Raw genomic sequence first — 19,271 nt, 5'->3', positions numbered from 1 at the left:
ATTCAGAAAAAAACGAGGAAGAGAGGTAGGGGGCAACTGCCCGTAAAAGCCTGATTGGTTCAACTAATAATCAGTGGGGGATACAGAAATCCCTCACTGATTAAAGTCTCACTTTATTTCCCTCCAAAAGCAAACTTCAATTTTAATAGACGTGTAAAAGTGAAGTAACTTATGATAGCGAATAGGAAAAATCCAATATAATAAGACAGGAGTGCATCTCGTCCGCCTAATATTCTACCGCCAAGCAGCCCGAAGCATAGAACAGTACAAAGCATGAACCACTTTTGCAAGCTAGGAAACAATAGTATTTTTCCGTTTTGTTCGTTTGGTGTACGTGTGTATAGAAAAATTGATAATGGTAAAAAGACGATGATATAAGCAAAAGGAGTTAATAACTTCCATACGGATGAAATGTGTATTTTTTCCATTGGATCCTCCTGTGGTACACTAGAAAGTTTATTTCCATAGTCATCAAATGCTTCTATCGGGTGGTAATCATAAGTAATTGAAAAAAACTCTAATGGTGACATGATGCTTGTTTGTTGTAAATATATACCAGTCTTGCGCTCTATTTCACCTAATGCTTCTACTGAACCTTGTGTATTAGAATAAATAAATCCAGATATTAACAACACTAGGCCGTATGGTAAAAATAATAAAATGGCAGTTAAACTGCTTTGTGAGAAAATATTTCCGGTAATCGTACCGATGAATAAAGCAAATGTATAAGTAGCAATGAGTACAACCGTAGCATATAAAAAGTAACTATGGAACGGGGTAAAGATTTGATACTCATTGTGAAATGAACCGTTTTTGATTCCGTACATGCTAATCCAGCAAATGACTTGTACCGCAATGATGTTGAAAACGCCAAACAACCACTTTGTTAAAAAAATATCTTTTCGCTTAAAAGGCATCGAGAATAGAAAATCAGTAGATTGATTGTTACGTTCCCATCCAATTAAAAGACAAGCAAGTGCAATAAGAGTAGCTCCTTGAAAGAAGACACCTTCATCTGTCTGAAAATAGTAGGAGTAGTAATACGTATAGTCATCAAATTTCATTGTGGATTGTTTTAGCGCCATTTGTGCTGCTTGATAATATTTATAAGGGAGTTGATACAAACTAATTAACCAAAACAATAGAATGATATATTTTCCTTGTTTCCATTGCCTCATCCATAAAGCTTTATGAAACATGCGAATCCTCCTCAAACGTTGTGACAAAAATGTCTTCGAGTGACATTGGTAATTCTTCTAATAAAAGAGGTTGTTCTTTATGAAACTTCTCTAACGTAGTTGCTACATTATTTTCAATTAAAATCGTATATACTTTTCCAGTTTGATTTAATATTTTTATATTTGCTAAGTTTTCTAGTTTTTGCGGTAGTGAACGCTCGTAAGCGACTTGTATTTTTGCATAGCGAGATTTCGTATCTTCTAATGCTGTAATCGATGCGATTGTATGATCTTTTAAAATAATAACTGTGTCAGCAATTTTTTCTACTTCATCTAAGTGGTGAGTCGAAATAAGAATGGTAATTTCACGTTCTGCTACTTCTTCAATTAAAAATTGTAAAATTTGTCTTTTTACAATTGGGTCAAGCCCATTGGTTGGCTCATCTAAAATAATGTATTCTACACCTGTACAAAACGCTAAAATCATAGCAAGAAGTGCCTTCATCCCGCGTGAGTAACTACGAACGCGCTTTTCAGGCAATTTGAAGCGTTCTAGCAGCTGATAGAAATGTTCTTCATTAAAATCGTGATAAACAGCCTTATAAAACTTCGCAATTTCTTTTACTGTATATCCGCTTAATATATTAGTAGAATCCGGCACATAGGCTATCTTCTGTTTCATTTCTGGATGCTCATGAACATCCACATCATCATATGTAACAGTGCCTTCATCAGGATCTAAAATACCAACAAGTGTCCGGAGTAAAGTTGTTTTCCCCGCACCGTTTCTTCCAAGTAATCCAACGATACTTCCTTTTTGTAATGTGAAAGAAATATTGTCTAAAATGACTTGGTTATCAATTGTTTTTCCTAGATTCGTCACTTTTAGCATCCTTATTTCCCCCTAGTTCTTTATAGTATGAATCTATCCAATCGTGAATTTTCTCTTTCGTAATTCCAAGGTAAGAAGCTTCTAGTAGTAATTGATGGAATTGTTTTTCAACCATGGCGATTTTCCTTTCGTCTAATATTGGTGTGATCGATTGGGAGACAAACGTCCCTTTTCCTCGCAGTGTTTCAATAATTCCTTGCCGTTCTAATTCTTGATACGCTTTGCTTACTGTATTTGGATTAATGACAAGAAGTGAAGCGAGTTCACGTACTGATGGTAGTTTATCTGTTGGAGCTAACATATTTCTTAGTACGAGCTCTTTTATATTGTGAACGATTTGTTCCCATATCGGAGTGTTGCTTCTCGGATCGAGTTGAATGTGCAAGAGCAATGTCTCCTTCCTCATGTTTTTAGTGTACTACTACATGTAATACACTTAATACAATATATGTGATAGATTTGTTTGTCAATACAATTTTATAGAAAAATATGGTATAAAAACGAACAAATTGGAAAAAATAGGTTTGATATAGAATGGAGGGTTAGTCATGAGGCGAGTTTTTGGAATACTTGTTTGTTTCATGTTGTTATTTTCTGGTGCTTCTGTTGGCTTTGCACAATCTGAGAAAGCACAGTCTGAGAAAAAAGAAGTAGAAACAGGGCCGAAGTTAGCAGAGCAAGCATCGTCAGCGATTGTGATTGAGCAAGACACAGGTAAAGTTTTATTTGAGAAAAATCCAAATGAAAAACTACCACCTGCTAGTATGACGAAGATTATGACGATGCTACTGATTATGGAACAAGTTGAAAAAGGAAAATTAAAACTAGAAGATAAAGTTAGAGCAAGTGAACATGCAGCATCAATGGGTGGTTCGCAAATTTTTCTTGAGCCAGGTGAAGAAATGACAGTGAATGAAATGCTAAAAGGAATTGCGATTGCATCGGGAAATGATGCATCTGTTGCGGTTGCTGAGCATATCGCTGGTTCAGAAGAAGGCTTTGTAAACATGATGAATAAAAAGGCAAAGGATTTAGGACTGAAAAATACACATTTCCAAAATCCAACGGGTCTTCCAGCGAAAGATCATTATTCAACGGCATATGATATGTCAATTATGGCGAAAGAATTGATGAAGTATCCACTCATTCGAAAATATACAGGAAAGTATGAAGATTATTTACGTGAAAATACAGAGAAAAAATTTTGGCTTGTAAATACGAATAAATTAGTTCGTTTTTATCCAGGGGTAGATGGGGTGAAAACAGGTTTTACGACAGAGGCAAAATATTGTTTAACTGCATCAGCTGAGAAAAATGGCATGCGTGTTATTTCTGTTGTTATGGGAGCACCAACATCAAAAGAACGTAACAATCAGGTAACAAAGCTCCTTGATTATGCATTTGGGCAATATACAACGAAAAAAATGTATAAGCGCGGTGAAAAAATTCAAACCGTAAAAGTAGGAAAAGGTAAGAAAGAAAAGGTAGATTTAGTTGCATCGGATAATGTATCTCTTCTTATGAAAAAAGGAGAGAATATGGACAAGGTCAAACAGGAAATTATCACTGAGAAGAAAGTAAAAGCACCAATTAAAAAAGGCGATGCACTCGGTACACTTGTTATTAAAAAAGATAAAAATGTTTTATTAAAGCAAACGATTGTAGCGAAAGAGGATGTTGCTGCAGCAAGCTGGTGGGAACTATTTAAAAGAAGTTTAGGAACATTTTCAACATCGAAATAACGGCAAAGATATTGCCGTTTTTCTATCCGCATACATGAAAAAGGTAGAATAATTGCTGAAAGGTTCACATTATGGCGAAATAGTACTTCTTTTGTCAGTAGGAAGGATTCTTATTTTATGTTCACGAAAATCTTATGTAATGAGTCAAGTTTAAGCATAAGGAGGAAATCGTGTGAGTCTTTCCATGCATTTAGAAGTAAAGCGTGATGTCTTATGTGTTCGGCTAGCGGGTGAATTAGATCATCATACTGCTGAAGAGTTGCGAGCAAAAGTAACGGATATGATTGAGACGCATCACGCTCATCATATTGTACTAAGTTTAGAGAAGTTAACATTTATGGACAGTTCTGGTCTTGGTGTTATATTAGGCAGATATAAGCATGTTAAAGGTTTAGGAGGGGAGATGGTCGTTTGTGCAATCTCACCACCTGTAAAGCGTTTATTTGATATGTCTGGTCTGTTTAAAATTATTCGCTTAGAAGAAAGTGAAGCGCATGCGCTCGCGACATTGGGGGTGGCATAAATGAGAAATGAAATGAACCTTCAATTTTCAGCGTTAAGTCAAAATGAATCGTTTGCTCGCGTTACAGTTGCTGCTTTTATTGCACAATTAGATCCAACGATGGAGGAATTGACAGAGATTAAAACGGTTGTGTCTGAAGCAGTCACAAATGCAATTATTCACGGATATGAAGGGAATGCGGAAGGTTTTGTTTACATTTCAGTGATTTTGGAAGAAGCAATGGTGAAACTCACGATTCGAGATGAAGGGGTTGGCATTTTTAACTTAGACGAGGCAAGGCAACCTCTTTTTACAACTAAACCTGAATTAGAGCGTTCCGGAATGGGATTTACTATCATGGAAAATTTTATGGATGAAGTAGAAGTTATTTCAAATGAATCTTTCGGGACAACAATCCATTTGACAAAATACTTATCAAATAGTAACGCTCTATGCAATTAAGGAGAATTGCCTATGGACATAGAGGTCAGAAATGAGAAGAAGAAACCTCAGTTAAAGGACCACGAGTTAAAAGCGTTAATTCAAAAAAGTCAAGATGGAGATCAAGGGGCGAGAGATACGATAGTCCAAAGCAATATGCGTCTTGTATGGTCAGTTGTACAACGATTCCTCAATCGAGGATATGAACCAGATGATTTATTTCAAATTGGCTGTATTGGACTTTTGAAGTCGGTAGATAAATTTGATTTGTCTTTCGAAGTGAAATTTTCAACCTATGCAGTTCCAATGATTATTGGTGAAATACAGCGATTCTTGCGAGATGATGGATCTGTGAAAGTAAGTCGTTCTTTAAAGGAGACTGGAAATAAAATCCGGAAAATGAAGGATGAACTTTCTAAAGAATATGGAAGGGCCCCCACGATTAATGAGGTTGCTGAAGCATTGGAACTGACGCCAGAAGAAGTTGTTCTTGCACAGGAGGCGAGTCGTACTCCGTCATCCATACATGAAACGGTTTATGAAAATGATGGGGATCCCATTACAATATTAGATCAAATTGCAGATCAAACAGAAACAAAATGGTTCGAAAAAATCGCTCTCAAAGAGGCGATTAGAGAGCTAGATGAGCGTGAACGTTTAATTGTGTATTTGCGCTATTATAAAGATCAAACCCAATCAGAAGTAGCGGAGCGAATTGGGATTTCACAAGTTCAAGTATCCAGGCTTGAAAAGAAAATATTAAAACAGATGAAAGATCGAATAGATGAATAGCCATCTATTCGATCTTTTTATTTTGGACTAGAAAGTAGTGATGTTTCAAATGAAAATAGAAAATCATAGTAGCGTATGTTATTGTTGTTATCCTTTCCAAAATCAAAAAAATTCAATCATCCATATTTATTTACAGAATTTATTGATAATTTAGTAAATTTAAAATATAATCCAAGTATAAACTTGTCATAAAGGAGGAAGAAAACATGGAAACAAGGCAGCAATGGGGAACGAGGGCCGGATTTATTTTCGCGGCAATCGGTTCTGCGGTTGGACTAGGAAACATATGGCGTTTTCCGTATACTGCGTATGAAAACGGAGGAGGCGCATTCTTTTTACCGTACTTATTTGCATTATTAACGACTGGTATTTCATTATTAGCATTTGAATTTGCTCTTGGACATCGTCACCGTGGATCAGCGCCGTTAACTTTCTTTCGAATAAACCCAAAGGCCGAATTTATCGGTTGGTGGCAAATGGCGGTTACGTTTGTTGTTTCGACGTACTATTCCGTAATTATCGCTTGGTCGATATCATATACATACTTTTCGATTACAGGTGCATGGGGAAAAGATACAGAAGGCTTTCTATTTAAAGAATACTTACAAGTTGCAGAAAAACCAGGACAATTTGGAGGGCTTGTACCAGAAGTATTAATCCCACTCGCACTCGTTTGGATTATTGTACTAGGTGTGGCATTTAAAGGAGTTAAGAAAGGGATTGAAGTGGTAAATCGCATTTTTATTCCTTTACTTGTTGTGATGTTTCTAATTATTGTTGTTCGCGCTGTTACGATGGAAGGAGCAATGCAAGGGCTTGATGCCTTTTTTAAACCGGATTGGAGTCGTATTTTAGATGGAAAAGTATGGCTTGCTGCTTACGGACAAATTTTCTTTAGTTTATCGTTAGCATTTGGAATTATGATTACGTATTCTAGTTATTTACCGAAAAATTCTGATACAACAAATAACGCTTTTATTACTGGTTTTGCGAATTCGGGATTTGAATTATTAGCTGGAATTGGTGTCTTTGCCGCACTTGGCTTTATGGCAAATAACATGGGAGTACCAGTTGATAAAGTAGCGAGTGCTGGGGTTGGACTTGCGTTTGTCGTATTCCCGCAAATTATTAATGAATTGCCGATGTCACCACTATTTGGCGTATTATTCTTCCTATCTTTAACGGTAGCTGGAATTACATCACTTATTTCATTAGCAGAGGTATGTTTTGCAGCAGTATCTGAGAAGTTTGGCCTAAGCCGTCAGAAGACGATTGGAATTATGGGTACTCTTCTTGTATTAGTTTCACTTATATTTGCAACACGCGGCGGATTGATGTTCCTAGACGTTGTGGATTACTTTGCAAATAATTTTGGACTTATTGTCATTGCGCTAGTAGAGGTTGTAACGGTTGGTTTAATCCTTCGCCGTTTACCAGTATACCAAAATCATGCGAATTTCACATCGGATATTAAACTAGGGATGTTCTGGAGAGTTAGTTTACTTGTTATTACACCGCTTATGTTAGGATATATGCTTATTGATGGTACGATTCAAAACATTCAAAAGAACTATGGTGATTATCCAACACAATTTGTCGTGACGTATGGCTGGGGTCTAGTAGCAGCATTTCTTATCATTGCATTAATTATTAGTGTAAAAAAATGGAATGCGCAAATACATTCAGATTCCGCCCGGCTTGAAAAAGAATGGAAGGATCGAGGTGTTTCATAATGAGTGGATCAGCAATTATGATGATGATTATCGGGATTGTCGTGATTTGGGGAGGTTTAGCATTAAGTATTGCAAATTTATTTAGGAAAAAGAAAGTTTAATAAAAAACATCTGCACCAACATGGTGCAGATGTTTTTTATTGGATTCAATAGTAAGTCTCTCACACTTTTATAAAAAAGTTGTATTAGAAAAAATACCAAAAACCATACTACAACTACGAGGAATTGTGAAGAGGTGAATGGAGTGGAGCAAACAATCTATATTAAAATGCGAAATCGTTTGAGGGTATCGCCTTCATATGAGGTGAAAGTTGAAGATATTGCTCAAGTAGTTGGGGATTCGAATGTAGTAGAAAAGATAAAAAAGCAACTTGTTTATAAAATCACCAAACATGATAAAACACATGTTGTCATTGATGCAATGAGAATCATTCAAGTGATTGAGGGAGCTACGAAGCATATACAAATTAATTTATTTGGCCCGGGACAAACGCTTGTTGAAATTGTCTATGAAAAAAAGAAAGTGCATCCTATTTTCTTTGGGTTAGTTTGGATGTTACTTTTTGTTGGGGCAGCTCTGGCGATTATTTATTTTCATGAAGATGTTAGTATGCAACAAGTACATTGGCGCTTATATTACATGATTACAGGCGAAGTCAATTATAAACCGCTCTTATTTCAAATTCCTTATTCTTTAGGGCTGGGATTAGGGATGGTCTTATTTTTTAATCATGTGTTTCAAAAACGAATTAATGAGGAGCCCAGTCCGTTAGAAGTGGAAATGTTCCAATATCAACAGTCGCTCGATCAATATGTCATGATTAATGAAAATAAAGAGAGTGCAAAACAAATTGCAGATGATTGAGTATGGTTTGGTGATTGTAATGGGACTTGCTGGTGGGATTGCGGTTGGAGGGGGCTACGTTGCATTTTTAGCTGTGCTCGGTGTTATCCCGCGTTTAGCGCAGTTAACAAGGAGCGGGCATCGTATTCAATGGTTTGAATGGGCTGTAATAGGTGGTTCTTTAATAGGAGCATGGTGCAGTTTAAGGGATGTAACCTTTCAAGTATCTCAGTATTGGCTCATTTTACTTGGCTTATTTTGTGGAACATTTATCGGTATGCTTGCTGCGGCTTTGACAGAAGTATTAAATGTTTTGCCTATATTAGCAAAACGGGTGGGAGTAGATGGGAAAATTGTTGTTTTACTCGTTGCACTTGTACTTGGAAAAGTAATGGGGTCTTTATTTCATTGGATTTATTTTGCAAGATAGGAGGCAACAAGATGGCACAAGATAAATTAAAAGACGATTACATAAATAAAGTAAAAGATTATCATCCAAATCCAAATTATGTAATGAATTGTATGAAAGCGTTCGTTGTAGGAGGAGTGATTTGTACAGTAGGAGAATGCTTGATGAAATTTTATATGTATTATTTTCACTTCAGTGAGAGTAATGCGGGAAATCCTACAGTAGCAACGCTTGTGCTATTATCAGCCATATTAACTGGATGTGGTGTGTATGATAAAATCGGTCAATTTGGAGGGGCGGGTTCAGCAGTTCCTGTGACTGGATTTGCAAATTCAATGGTAAGTGCAGCGATGGAGCATCGCAGCGAGGGGATTGTGCTTGGAGTTGCGACAAATATGTTTAAGCTTGCTGGAAGTGTCATTGTATTTGGAGTTGTTGGAGCATATATTGTTGGCCTAATCAGATATACATTTAAACTTTGGATGTCTTAAAGGAGACTAGATATGAGATTGACAGGAAAGCAAACATGGGTATTTCAAAATCATATATTTGTGAATGCAACAGGTACTGCTGTCGGTCCAAAAGAAGCGGAAGGCCCCCTTGGAAAGTGTTTTGATGTTTCGTATGATGATTTGCACTGCGGGGAAGAAAATTGGGAGCTCGCTGAAAGAAGATTGATGAATGACTCAGTTCAGCAGGCCATGCAAAAAGGTGATATAAACTCTTCACAAATTGATTTTTTTTTAGCAGGTGACTTACTAAACCAAACTACTACAGCCAATTATGTGGCTCGAGGGCTTGGCGTTCCTTTTTTAGGCATGTTTAGTGCTTGCGCAACTTCAATGGAGACGCTAGCAATTGGATCAGCTTTTATTGATGGAGGTTTTGCTAATCGTGTGATAGCTACGGTTAGTAGTCACAATGCAACTGCAGAAAGGCAGTTTCGCTATCCGACGGAATACGGCGGACAAAGGCCTGGTACAGCTACTTCAACTGTTACAGGAGCGGGGACTGTCTTAATTAGTAAAGAACCGAGTGATATTAAAATAACAGCGGCCACCATTGGAAAAGTACGAGATTTAGGAATTACAAACCCTTTCGATATGGGATCGGCCATGGCACCTGCAGCTGCTCATACGATTCAACAACATTTTGAAGATTTAGGGAGAAGTGCAGCGGATTATGATCTTATCGTTACAGGCGATTTGTCAGGGGTTGGAGCGCCAATTGCGAAGCAACTTTTACTTGAGGAAGGATATGATTTAGGAAATATATATAATGATTGCGGATTAATGATTTACAAAAGAGATCAAGAAGAGGTTTTTGCAGGTGGGAGCGGTTGTGCTTGTTCGGCAGTTGTAACATACGGTCATTTACTAGAAGAAATGAAAAAAGGAAACTTACAGCGTATGTTTGTAGTGGCAACAGGAGCATTGTTAAGTCCGATTATGATACAACAAAAAGAAACGATACCGACAATTGCGCATGGGGTTGTATTTGAAAGGGTGAAAGGGGTGTGAACGGTGGACTTTGTATATGCGTTTATTGTTGGAGGGATAATTTGTGTAATTGGACAACTACTATTGGATTTTGTAAAACTGACCCCCGCCCATTTAATGGCGACTTTTGTAGTAGTAGGAGCCATTTTAGATAGCTTTGGGCTATATGATAAGCTCATAAAATTTGCAGGTGCAGGAGCAACTGTTCCGATAACGAGCTTTGGACATTCTCTTTTACATGGGGCATTAGAGGCGGCTGAAAAACATGGTTATTTAGGAATCGGCATTGGCATGTTTAGTTTAACATCGTCAGGTATTTCAGCAGCGATATTATTTGCATTTTTTGTAGCACTTATATGTAAACCGAAAGGATAAAATCAAATGAGACGAAGGGTTATTTTGGTGACAGATGGAGATGAATATGCAAAGCGAGCAATTGAACTGTTAACAAAGGAATTTGGCGGCAGGTGTATTTCTGCATCGCAAAGCAATCCAACAAAATTGACAGGAAAGAAGATTGTGGAGCTAATTATGCAAACGCCATCCGATCCTGTATTTGTCATGTTTGATGATAGTGGGTTTATTGGAGAAGGTTCTGGTGAAAAAGCGTTAAAATACGTAGCAACGCATAAACAAATTGATGTTCTCGGCATTTTAGCTGTTGCATCGAATACACATCATCTAGAATGGGCGCGTGTAGATGTAAGTGTAGATCGAGAAGGAAGGTTAACAGAATACGGTGTTGATAAATTTGGACTGGCTGATGGTGAAATTGGCAGAATTAATGGAGATACAATTTATTGTTTAGATGAATTGAACGTCCCGGTCATTGTTGGGATTGGTGATATAGGGAAGATGTGTGGAAATGATGAATGGGAGCGAGGATCACCCATTACAAAGAAAGCAATTCAATTAATTTTAGAAAGAAGTGGGTTTTATGACAGAGCAGAAGAAAGTTAATATCCCGATTTCTTCCTTCTTGAGTGATAATGAAAATTATTTGAAACAAACAGCTGGACTTGGCGTCACATTTGATGTTGGGATTCGTAAGTTTCAAATTCTTGATAAAGAAATCGGTGTATTATTTGTAAATGGATTGTGTGATACAAACTACATTATTCCGATTTTAGAAGAAGCAGTGGATACAAATGAGATAAGGGATGTCGAGGAAGATACAGTCAAGCTTTTAGAAAATCGGCTTATTCATCAACAAGTAAGTAAAGTAAAAACGATGGATGACGTAATGACACAAGTCTTATCTGGTCTCGTGGTTATTTTTGTAGAAGGTGAAACGGAAGCTTTTGTAATTGATGTCCGTAGTTATCCTGGTCGTACACCAACAGAGCCAGATACAGAAAAAGTAGTGCGCGGGGCAAGAGATGGTTTTGTGGAGAATATTGTTGTCAATACAGCATTGATAAGAAGACGTATTCGTGATCCGCGCCTTCGGAATGAAATTATTCGGGTAGGGGATAGGTCACAAACCGATGTTTGCATTACGTATGTTCAAGATGTTGCGAATCCAGATTTGATAAAAATCATTAAGCAAGAGCTAGAGAGTATAGAAGTAGATGGAATTACGATGGCTGATAAAACGATTGAAGAGTTTTTAGTAAAGCAGGGTTATAATCCTTTCCCGCTTATTCGTTATACGGAAAGACCGGATGTAGCAGCAAATCATTTATTAGAAGGGCATGTATTAGTTATTGTTGATACATCACCAAGCGTAATGATTACACCAACAACTTATTTTCATCATGTGCAGCACGCAGAAGAGTTTAGACAAAACCCGGCAGTTGGTACATTTTTACGATGGGTTCGTTTTATGGGTATTATATTTTCTTTGTTTCTACTGCCATTTTGGCTCGTGTTTGTATTCGATCCAACATTATTACCAGAGAAACTTGCTTTCATTGGGCCCAATAAAATGACCAATCTCCCTATTTTGTTACAAATCATTATAGCTGATGTTGGACTTGAATTTTTGCGAATGGCGTCAATTCATACACCGACTCCTCTATCATCAGCTACTGGCTTAATTTCAGCGATTTTAATTGGGCAAATTGCAATTGACGTTGGGTTATTTGTTCCAGAGGTTATTTTATATACAGCGGTTTCAATGCTTGGAATATATGCAACACCAAGTTATGAATTAGGACTTGGAAACAAACTCGGAAAATTATTTGTTATTATTTTAACTGGTTTGTTCCATGAGATAGGATTTGTAATTGGCATGACGATGTTAATTTTATTTTTAACGTCCATCAAAAGCTTGCAAACGCCATATTTATGGCCGTTTTTACCATTTGACTGGGGAGCATTAAAAACAATATTATTACGCCCAACTATGTCTAGTTTAAAAGTGCGTCCGAGTATTGTACACCCACAAAATATACGTAGACAAAAATAAGTAGGATTATTTTCCTACTTATTTTTTATTATAAATTTATCGTTTTTTAACAAAAACATAACATTTTTTTCGTACACTTAGAGTAGAAATTGTGTATGAAAGGGGAAGAGAGCATGATCAAATTATTTGTAAGTGATTTGGATGATACACTTGTTTATAATGTGAGTCATATTCATAAGGAAGATGAAAAAGCACTTTGTTGGCTAGCGGAAAAAGGGACAAATATTTGCTTTGCTTCTGGCCGCTTTACGCATAGGATTCATGATGCAGTGAAAGAGTTCACATTCCCTTACTATACAACGGGTTTAAATGGAGCTACGATGTTGCTACCAAATGGGCAAGTATTCCATGAATCGAAATTTAATAACGGAGTTGCCCAGGAAATATACCGATATATACATGAAAAAGGATTAGCTGATATTGTGTGTGCAAAAGAGCAACGATATACAAAAAAGAAAAATGAAAACCATTACGTTTTTGAAAAATATATGGGGGTGCATATTGCTGAAATTGAAGCATTAGAAGAAGAATTCGGTAAGACAGTCCATCCTGCAAAATTATTTGTGTATGGAGAAACTGAAAAGATTGAGGTGTTGGATCAAGAATTAAGAGAGGTTTTTCATGAGCAAGCTGAAATTTTCATTTCTGGAAAAGGTTATGTAGATATTATGCCAGTAGGAGTTAGTAAAGGAAATGCTTTAAAACGTTTAATGGAGCATTTGAAAATTGAAGCGCACGAAGTAGCATGTATCGGGGATTCTTTTAATGATATCTCGATGTTTTCAGTAACACCACATTCGTTTACTCTTCATCATGCACATCCTTATGTAAAGGAAAAGGCAGGTCACGTTGTTCGCTCAGTAGAGGAAGCTGTTATGAAGTTGCCCTTGCTTATATAAAGTGAAATATTTTGAGATGAGAGTGTTACTGTCCGCAAATACACTCATTTCCTCTCTTTGTTTTCACAAGGAATGGGGCGAAAAAAGAACTGATCGATTCTATGCATGGGTGGATGATCTCTCCCATCTAAAAAAGAAGAGGGTTTACGTCATTTTTAAAATTGGATGCATACAGAAAAAGCTCGTCAATGACGAGCTCTTTCTTACTTAAATAAGGATTTAATAAAATCAATGATACTAGAGAAGAAATCTTTTACTTTATCTAGGAATCCTTGTCCTTCTTCAGACCCTAAGAATGCTGAAACATGTTCTTTCGCTTTATTTAATTGGCTACCAACTTGGTCCCAGTCAATATTTAAATTTTTCATTTTATCAAACAATGAAACTAAGCTATCTAACTGCTCATCTGTTAATGTAATACCGAGTTGTTCAGCAATTTTTTTAATTAGCGCACGCAAATCTTCTGTTGTTTTTGGTTGCTCCTTAGCAATTTCTTCTTTTACTTTTGCAACAAGTTGAACAGCTTTTTCTTCACCAATTTGGTCACCGAGCTTGGCAGTTTGTACCATTTCTTCATTGGCTACTTTTTTTACTTCTTCAGGAATTTCTTTTTTCGATGTTGTTTCGTAAGCTTTCATTAATCCTGTTAAAGCAGCTGTTCCGGATACTTTGAATGGTGCTGTAATTTGAATTTCTGCATCTTTGACACCCGCTGTAATGAGTGCGTTTGTATACATGGCATCTGTTACCCAGTTAATGTTTTTTGCTCGTACAATAAGTCCTGATCCTGGTTTTGTATACGTAATCATAGAAGAGGAAATAGCTCTCGTGCCAATTTGTGCTTTTGGAACGATACCTTCTAAAAATTTATGTTCTTCCGCATTAGATACAGTAATAATTTGTGCATCTTTTGGAGCTTTCATCTCTTTCAAAAGATCTTGTTTTTGTTGTTCAGATAAGTTTTCTCCTAGTGTAACGATTGATTCTCCCTCAATCACGTCTGCAAATGAAGCTGTCGGAATCATAAATAATGTGACAGCTAATAGCAGAGCTAAAAGTTTCGTTTTCACGAAAAATCGCTCCCTTTCTCTTTCTGGAATTTTCGGGCAACAAAGTAATTATAGTATATTTTTGAAATTTGTCATCTGTCTTCTTGCTGATTTAAAAAAAGAAGTATACAGATTGTCGGATTCTTTTTGTTTCTGAGCACGAATATGGTAATATAGTGCTGAGATAGTTGAAAGGAGACATATACGTATGAAAACTTTAGGATACATAGTAATGGAGAACGGTGAAAAAATCGAATTAGAATTTTTCCCAGAAGAAGCACCAAAAACAGTTGAAAACTTTAAGAAATTAGCAGATCAAGGATTTTATAACGAGGTTACATTCCACCGCGTGATTCCTGGTTTCGTAAGCCAAGGCGGAGATCCAACAGGAACAGGTGCAGGTGGTCCTGGTTACTCTATTCCATGTGAAACTGATGAGAATCCTCATCGACATGTAGTTGGATCACTTTCTATGGCACATGCTGGCCGTAATACAGGTGGTAGCCAATTCTTTATCGTTCATGAGCCACAACCACACCTAGATGGCGTACATACTGTATTTGGTAAAGTGACAAGTGGTATTGAAACAGTATTAAATATGCGTCAAGGCGATGTTATGAAAGAAGTTAAAGTTTGGGAAGAATAAGGGGAAGAGAGCAATGTAGCTCTCTTTTTTTTGCTTACTTGTGTGAAAAATGTTTTTGGCCTCTTTCAGTTTTTATCATAAGCCTGAAAAGAGAGATGGGAATCTTTTACGTTATAAAGAGGAATTACTGGCGGTTATGCAGTAAATGATAATGTAGAAAATACAAGTATGGAACGAAGAACTAGTTTTTGTGAATATACATAGGATATAGTAAGATTTGTATATGCAGTTGACTTTCCTACACTCTCTTTGTATGATTATCAAGTTGTTTTTTGTAGCTCTTCTCACTATAGTGAAAATATTGTAGAATGGATATGATACAGAAATAGTGCTAGAGGGGATACATGGTTTGTAACTTTTGTAAGAAGGGATAAGGCTTATGTTAATTCGTTTTAAAAAAAGTTATGAAAAGATTGCAATGGGGCTACTTTCTTTTATGCCAACTGAAAAAGATGTAAAAACTTTACAAGTAACAATGAAAGAATATAATGAAAACGATAATTGGCAATTGTATTTATGGAAACAAAATGATGATTTTGTTGGAATCGTTGGAGTAATTAATGGAGAAAATGCATTAGAGATTCAACATCTTAGTGTGAATCCATCGCATCGTCACATGGGGATTGGTACGAAAATGGTACAAGAATTAAAAAATAAGTTTCAGGGTGTTACGGTTTGTGGTAATGAACAAACTGCTAGTTTTTGTGAAAAGTGCAAGGAAGTTGAACAGAATATACATTCATGAAAGCAGAGATAGGAACCATGTCATCTCTGCTTTCTTTTTTGTAGTTGCTCATTTCGTTCGACAATTACATCACGTCGGTCACGCAATTTATGTTTATGGACAATGTAATCAGTAGGGAAAGAATGAAGATCTTTCCACGGAATCATTTTTTCTGTACATAACTGCAAGCATGTGTTTTCTAAAGAAGGATCTGAAAAAGGTAAAAATATAGGTGTAAAGGGTTCTTTCCTTTGAATCGACTGTAATTGTTTTTGTAAAATAGTTAACAGTTTTTGTTGGTCTAGCCCTAATTTGTGCACTTGTTTCTTTTCTTTTTGTAAAATGGCAATGGCACTTTTCATCATTCGCATCGAACCGTTCCAATTCAAGCGTCTGTGATGATACAAAGAAACTGCTATTTGAATAAAACCAACCCAGTAGTTGTCGCGTTCTCCTCGAGGTTTTAATTTCCAATACTCTTCTAATACTTCGTGACATTCAAAGTAATCGTAATCTCCGTGAAAATGAATTAAAAACTGTATGTATGCAGTAGGATACATTCTTTTCGCTCCTGTCTAAATGGTCTTATGTACAGTGTATCATGAAGTGAAACGCCGTAAATAGCGGGATAAATAATAAACGACTAGAGGTTCTCTAGTCGTTTATTATATTCTGCATTAGCAGAAGCAAGCTGCGCCTACAATAATTAGTAAGATAAAGAGCACAACAAGTAAAGCGAAACCGCCGTTAAAACCACAATCAACATGGCCCATAGTTTTTACCTCCTACATTGAACTTACTACACTGTTAGCATATGAAGGGGTGGGCATTATTGCATGGGCAAATGTCTATTTTCAACTAAATTTCTTAAAAAGGTTGGATAGAACATAAGTATGCTCTATACTTATGTTGTTATAGAAAAAATGTGGTGGGATGCTTTGTGCAATATAATTTTAAAGTAGAGGCTTTTGAAGGGCCTTTAGATCTATTGTTACATTTAATTCATCGTTATGAGGTCGATATATATAATATTCCTGTAGCGGAAATTACAGAGCAGTATTTGTCTTATGTCCACACGATGAAAGAATTGCAATTGGATGTTGCAAGTGAATATTTAGTAATGGCTGCAACGCTATTACAAATTAAAAGTAAAATGCTGTTACCGAAACAAGAAGAAGATGTACCTGATAGTGGTGAAGATTTTATAGATGACCCTCGTCAAGAGTTAATGGAGCGGTTAATTGAATATAAAAAATATAAACAAGTTGCTGCTGAGTTAAAAGAGAGAGAACATGAGAGAGCACAACTTTATACACGTCCACCAATCGATTTTACATCGTTTCAACAAGAAGAGGAGACGAACGTACCTCTCGATGTCACACTATATGATATGTTGGCAGCGTTTCAAAAGCTTATACGTCGAAAAAAATCCAAACGGCCAGTAACGACGAGAATTACTCGTCAAGAGATACCGATTGAACAACGTATGAGTGATATTTTAAAGAAATTAGAAACGGTAGAAGGCCGCCAAAGTTTTTATGATTTATTTGTTGATGAGGAGCGCGAAGTAATGGTTGTAACGTTTTTAGCCATACTTGAACTTATGAAAAATCAGCAGATTGTTATTGAGCAGGAACACAACTTTGATGAAATCTTCTTAACTCGCTCTAAATCTTAGTAAATCCCTGTTTCAAGGTTATAATGAAAATTAGTAGTAAGTATTTGACTCGTCAAGACGAATGATCAGTGGGAGTAACCTCGCTGATCATAGTTTTACAGCATTTTGTTTGGAACAGTAGAAGGAATGTTGGACCGGACGCAATAGACTGTGATTCGGTTTTTGTCGTGGATATTTTTGCACGAAAAGATAGGAGAAAGGAGACTGTATATTGGATAGAAAAGAACAAATGGCGATTATTGAGGGACTTTTATTTGTTGCAGGTGATGAAGGAGTTTATCCAGAACAAATTGCAAAAGTACTTGAGATTGAAGTGAAAAGTGTAATGCAGATTATCGAGGAAATGCAAAAGGAATGTGAAGGATTACAGCGCGGCTTGCAAATTGTACAATTTGCAAAAGTATACCGTCTTGCGACAAAAAAAGAACATGCGCCTTATTATCAAAAATTAATGGATACACCAACAGCAGCATCTCTTTCACAGGCCGCTCTTGAAACGTTGGCGATTGTTGCCTATCGTCAGCCAATTACAAGAACAGAAATAGAAGAGATACGTGGTGTGAAAACAGATCGAGCACTGCAAACATTGGTTTCGCACTTATTAATAAAAGAAACGGGCCGCGCCGAAGGACCAGGACGTCCTATTCTATATGGCACGACGAAAGAATTTTTAGATACGTTTGGACTTCAAACATTAGATGATTTACCAACCCTTTCTGATGAAAATGAACAAATGAATGAAGCAGACTTATTCTTTGGTTCCTTACAGGAACTGTCAAAATCGTAGCTTAGCATATTGCTAAGCTTTTTTTGTATATGAAATACACCTCGTGTCATACTAAATGAAAAAAGGAGACGAATTATGAAAGGTGTACGGATTATTCTATTGTTAGTTTCTGTTTTATTATGTTTCTCATTAAACAGCACATCTGCCAAAAGATATATGACGTCTGTTCATACTGCGTCCTCTTTTTCTATGCAACGTCTGCATTTTGGGAAAATGAAAGTAAGTTTTTTTAAGGTAGGACAAGGTGATGCAACACTGATTATTTTACCGAATGGTCAAACCATGTTAATCGATGGAGGACCTTATGAAGCTGGAGAGGTAATTATTCAAAAATTGGTTGAAAAGGGAATTAATCATTTAGATGTTGTGGTAGGAACTCATCCAGATATGGACCATATAGGTGGGCTTATACCTATTATAGAACAAATGCCAGTGTCACTTGTATTAGATAGCGGTAAAACTTATAGTTCTTTTACATATCATACGTATAGGAATAATGTTAAAAAAAGGGGGATTCCATTTGTTCGGGTAAAACAGGGACAGTATATTCCGTTAGATCCCCAAGTTTCAATCCAGGTTTTAAATAATGGAAAGTCAAAGGATGAAAATAATGAATCATCAATTATTTTAAAAGTTCGATATAATAAAGCTGACTTTTTATTAATGGGAGATGCAGATATACAAACTGAAAAGAAAATAATAAAGCAGTATGATGTACATGCAGATGTTTTAAAAGTAGGTCATCACGGCTCGTATACGTCAACTAGTGAAGAGCTTTTAGAAAAAGCAAATCCTCAATTCGCCATTCTTTCTTATGATAAAAATAACCCATATGGGCATCCTCATCAAAGTGTAGTAAAAAGGTTAAAGAGACATGGTGTGATGATATATACAACAGATAAACAAACAGTCGAAATTGAAACAGATGGAGAGCATCTTGTAATGTGGTCTAATTTACCCCTGCCATTATTAAGATGAATCTGTAAGGAATGGTTGTTAAAAGTTTAAAAAAATAATGAATCGATACCGAAATTCATAAAAGATTC

At 36.4% G+C, this 19,271-nt stretch carries 25 protein-coding genes; 19 read left to right on the top strand and 6 right to left on the bottom strand.

What is annotated here, in order from left to right; all coding sequences use genetic code 11:
* Positions 1-113: 113 nt before the first annotated feature.
* Genes CN373_RS05200 through CN373_RS05190 form a run of 3 tightly spaced genes read right to left on the bottom strand, consistent with a single transcriptional unit; the run spans position 114 to position 2,455 of the window.
* On the bottom strand, positions 114-1,199 hold the full coding sequence (locus tag CN373_RS05200; protein ID WP_000468505.1) for an ABC transporter permease subunit: 1,086 nt from the start codon (positions 1,197-1,199) through the stop codon (positions 114-116).
* Entirely contained in the window at positions 1,189-2,070 is an 882-nt protein-coding gene (locus tag CN373_RS05195) for an ABC transporter ATP-binding protein (RefSeq protein ID WP_000922103.1), read from the bottom strand. Before CN373_RS05195 ends, CN373_RS05200 begins: the two co-directional genes overlap by 11 nt.
* Positions 2,036-2,455 (bottom strand): GntR family transcriptional regulator, encoded by a 420-nt coding sequence (locus tag CN373_RS05190; protein ID WP_000548020.1) that lies wholly within the window; start codon positions 2,453-2,455, stop codon positions 2,036-2,038. The genes CN373_RS05195 and CN373_RS05190 overlap by 35 nt, the downstream gene beginning before the upstream one ends.
* Positions 2,456-2,618: 163 nt before the next feature.
* On the opposite strand from CN373_RS05190, the gene CN373_RS05180 reads away from it, so the two are divergent.
* The 14 genes from CN373_RS05180 (at position 2,619) to CN373_RS05115 (ending at position 13,341) form a co-directional block, all read left to right on the top strand.
* Complete coding sequence (locus tag CN373_RS05180; RefSeq protein WP_001255120.1) at positions 2,619-3,812, top strand: D-alanyl-D-alanine carboxypeptidase family protein; 1,194 nt, start codon at positions 2,619-2,621, stop codon at positions 3,810-3,812.
* A gap of 172 nt (positions 3,813-3,984) precedes the next feature.
* A complete protein-coding gene (spoIIAA, locus tag CN373_RS05175) occupies positions 3,985-4,335 on the top strand; it encodes an anti-sigma F factor antagonist (protein WP_000059126.1) in 351 nt (116 codons plus the stop codon).
* On the top strand, positions 4,336-4,776 hold the full coding sequence (spoIIAB, locus tag CN373_RS05170; protein WP_001243396.1) for an anti-sigma F factor: 441 nt from the start codon (positions 4,336-4,338) through the stop codon (positions 4,774-4,776).
* A 12-nt stretch (positions 4,777-4,788) separates the two neighbouring features.
* Entirely contained in the window at positions 4,789-5,547 is a 759-nt protein-coding gene (gene sigF / locus CN373_RS05165; protein WP_000350736.1) for an RNA polymerase sporulation sigma factor SigF, read from the top strand.
* Positions 5,548-5,753: 206 nt separating this feature from the next.
* Positions 5,754-7,280 (top strand): sodium-dependent transporter, encoded by a 1,527-nt coding sequence (locus tag CN373_RS05160; RefSeq protein ID WP_000450060.1) that lies wholly within the window; start codon positions 5,754-5,756, stop codon positions 7,278-7,280.
* Complete coding sequence (locus CN373_RS05155) at positions 7,280-7,381, top strand: methionine/alanine import family NSS transporter small subunit (protein WP_000016825.1); 102 nt, start codon at positions 7,280-7,282, stop codon at positions 7,379-7,381. Before CN373_RS05160 ends, CN373_RS05155 begins: the two co-directional genes overlap by 1 nt.
* A gap of 143 nt (positions 7,382-7,524) precedes the next feature.
* A complete protein-coding gene (locus CN373_RS05150; protein ID WP_000438375.1) occupies positions 7,525-8,145 on the top strand; it encodes a stage V sporulation protein AA in 621 nt (206 codons plus the stop codon).
* Complete coding sequence (locus CN373_RS05145; protein ID WP_000575193.1) at positions 8,138-8,554, top strand: stage V sporulation protein AB; 417 nt, start codon at positions 8,138-8,140, stop codon at positions 8,552-8,554. The genes CN373_RS05150 and CN373_RS05145 overlap by 8 nt, the downstream gene beginning before the upstream one ends.
* An 11-nt stretch (positions 8,555-8,565) precedes the next feature.
* Complete coding sequence (gene spoVAC, locus CN373_RS05140) at positions 8,566-9,024, top strand: stage V sporulation protein AC (protein ID WP_000046062.1); 459 nt, start codon at positions 8,566-8,568, stop codon at positions 9,022-9,024.
* Between the two features lie 12 nt (positions 9,025-9,036).
* The gene (spoVAD, locus tag CN373_RS05135) at positions 9,037-10,053 is read left to right on the top strand and encodes a stage V sporulation protein AD (RefSeq protein WP_098358905.1); all 1,017 of its coding nucleotides are present in this window, start codon (positions 9,037-9,039) and stop codon (positions 10,051-10,053) included.
* 3 nt (positions 10,054-10,056) lie between these two features.
* The gene (gene spoVAE, locus CN373_RS05130) at positions 10,057-10,407 is read left to right on the top strand and encodes a stage V sporulation protein AE (protein ID WP_098358904.1); all 351 of its coding nucleotides are present in this window, start codon (positions 10,057-10,059) and stop codon (positions 10,405-10,407) included.
* Positions 10,408-10,413: 6 nt separating this feature from the next.
* Positions 10,414-10,992, top strand: coding sequence for a stage V sporulation protein AE (locus CN373_RS05125; protein ID WP_033664228.1), 579 nt, complete (start codon positions 10,414-10,416; stop codon positions 10,990-10,992).
* On the top strand, positions 10,970-12,442 hold the full coding sequence (locus CN373_RS05120) for a spore germination protein (protein WP_000139287.1): 1,473 nt from the start codon (positions 10,970-10,972) through the stop codon (positions 12,440-12,442). The genes CN373_RS05125 and CN373_RS05120 overlap by 23 nt, the downstream gene beginning before the upstream one ends.
* A gap of 95 nt (positions 12,443-12,537) precedes the next feature.
* Positions 12,538-13,341 carry an HAD family hydrolase gene (locus CN373_RS05115; protein WP_111901826.1) on the top strand — a complete coding sequence of 268 codons (804 nt, stop codon included), beginning with the start codon at positions 12,538-12,540 and terminating at the stop codon, positions 13,339-13,341.
* Positions 13,342-13,544: 203 nt separating this feature from the next.
* On the opposite strand, the gene CN373_RS05105 is transcribed toward CN373_RS05115, so the two are convergent.
* Entirely contained in the window at positions 13,545-14,411 is an 867-nt protein-coding gene (locus CN373_RS05105) for a DUF1002 domain-containing protein (protein WP_098358902.1), read from the bottom strand.
* Positions 14,412-14,598: 187 nt separating this feature from the next.
* Here CN373_RS05105 and CN373_RS05100 point away from each other — a divergent pair, with 187 nt between their 5' ends.
* A complete protein-coding gene (locus CN373_RS05100) occupies positions 14,599-15,036 on the top strand; it encodes a peptidylprolyl isomerase (RefSeq protein ID WP_000853793.1) in 438 nt (145 codons plus the stop codon).
* Positions 15,037-15,415: 379 nt separating this feature from the next.
* Entirely contained in the window at positions 15,416-15,781 is a 366-nt protein-coding gene (locus CN373_RS05095; RefSeq protein WP_000908406.1) for a GNAT family N-acetyltransferase, read from the top strand.
* 20 nt (positions 15,782-15,801) lie between these two features.
* Here CN373_RS05095 and CN373_RS05090 read toward each other — a convergent pair whose 3' ends face one another.
* Both CN373_RS05090 and CN373_RS05085 read right to left on the bottom strand, forming a co-directional pair.
* Positions 15,802-16,320: a DUF309 domain-containing protein gene (locus CN373_RS05090; protein ID WP_000283559.1), complete on the bottom strand. Its 519-nt coding sequence runs from the start codon at positions 16,318-16,320 to the stop codon at positions 15,802-15,804.
* Between the two features lie 117 nt (positions 16,321-16,437).
* Positions 16,438-16,533, bottom strand: a complete 96-nt coding sequence (locus tag CN373_RS05085) for a YjcZ family sporulation protein (RefSeq protein WP_000510192.1) — start codon at positions 16,531-16,533, stop codon at positions 16,438-16,440.
* Positions 16,534-16,700: 167 nt separating this feature from the next.
* Between CN373_RS05085 and CN373_RS05080 the strand changes: the two genes are divergently transcribed.
* The 3 genes from CN373_RS05080 to CN373_RS05070 all read left to right on the top strand — a co-directional run bounded on the left by CN373_RS05080 (position 16,701) and on the right by CN373_RS05070 (position 19,203).
* Complete coding sequence (locus tag CN373_RS05080; protein WP_001199767.1) at positions 16,701-17,438, top strand: segregation/condensation protein A; 738 nt, start codon at positions 16,701-16,703, stop codon at positions 17,436-17,438.
* 211 nt (positions 17,439-17,649) lie between these two features.
* Positions 17,650-18,225: an SMC-Scp complex subunit ScpB gene (gene scpB, locus CN373_RS05075; protein ID WP_000375177.1), complete on the top strand. Its 576-nt coding sequence runs from the start codon at positions 17,650-17,652 to the stop codon at positions 18,223-18,225.
* A gap of 75 nt (positions 18,226-18,300) precedes the next feature.
* Positions 18,301-19,203, top strand: coding sequence for a ComEC/Rec2 family competence protein (locus CN373_RS05070; protein WP_000679368.1), 903 nt, complete (start codon positions 18,301-18,303; stop codon positions 19,201-19,203).
* The last annotated feature ends 68 nt before the right edge of the window (positions 19,204-19,271 follow it).

The sequence above is a fragment of the Bacillus cereus genome, assembly GCF_002561295.1.
GTDB lineage: Bacteria > Bacillota > Bacilli > Bacillales > Bacillaceae_G > Bacillus_A > Bacillus_A cereus_S.
This window is presented reverse-complemented; position numbering and strand designations above follow the sequence as displayed.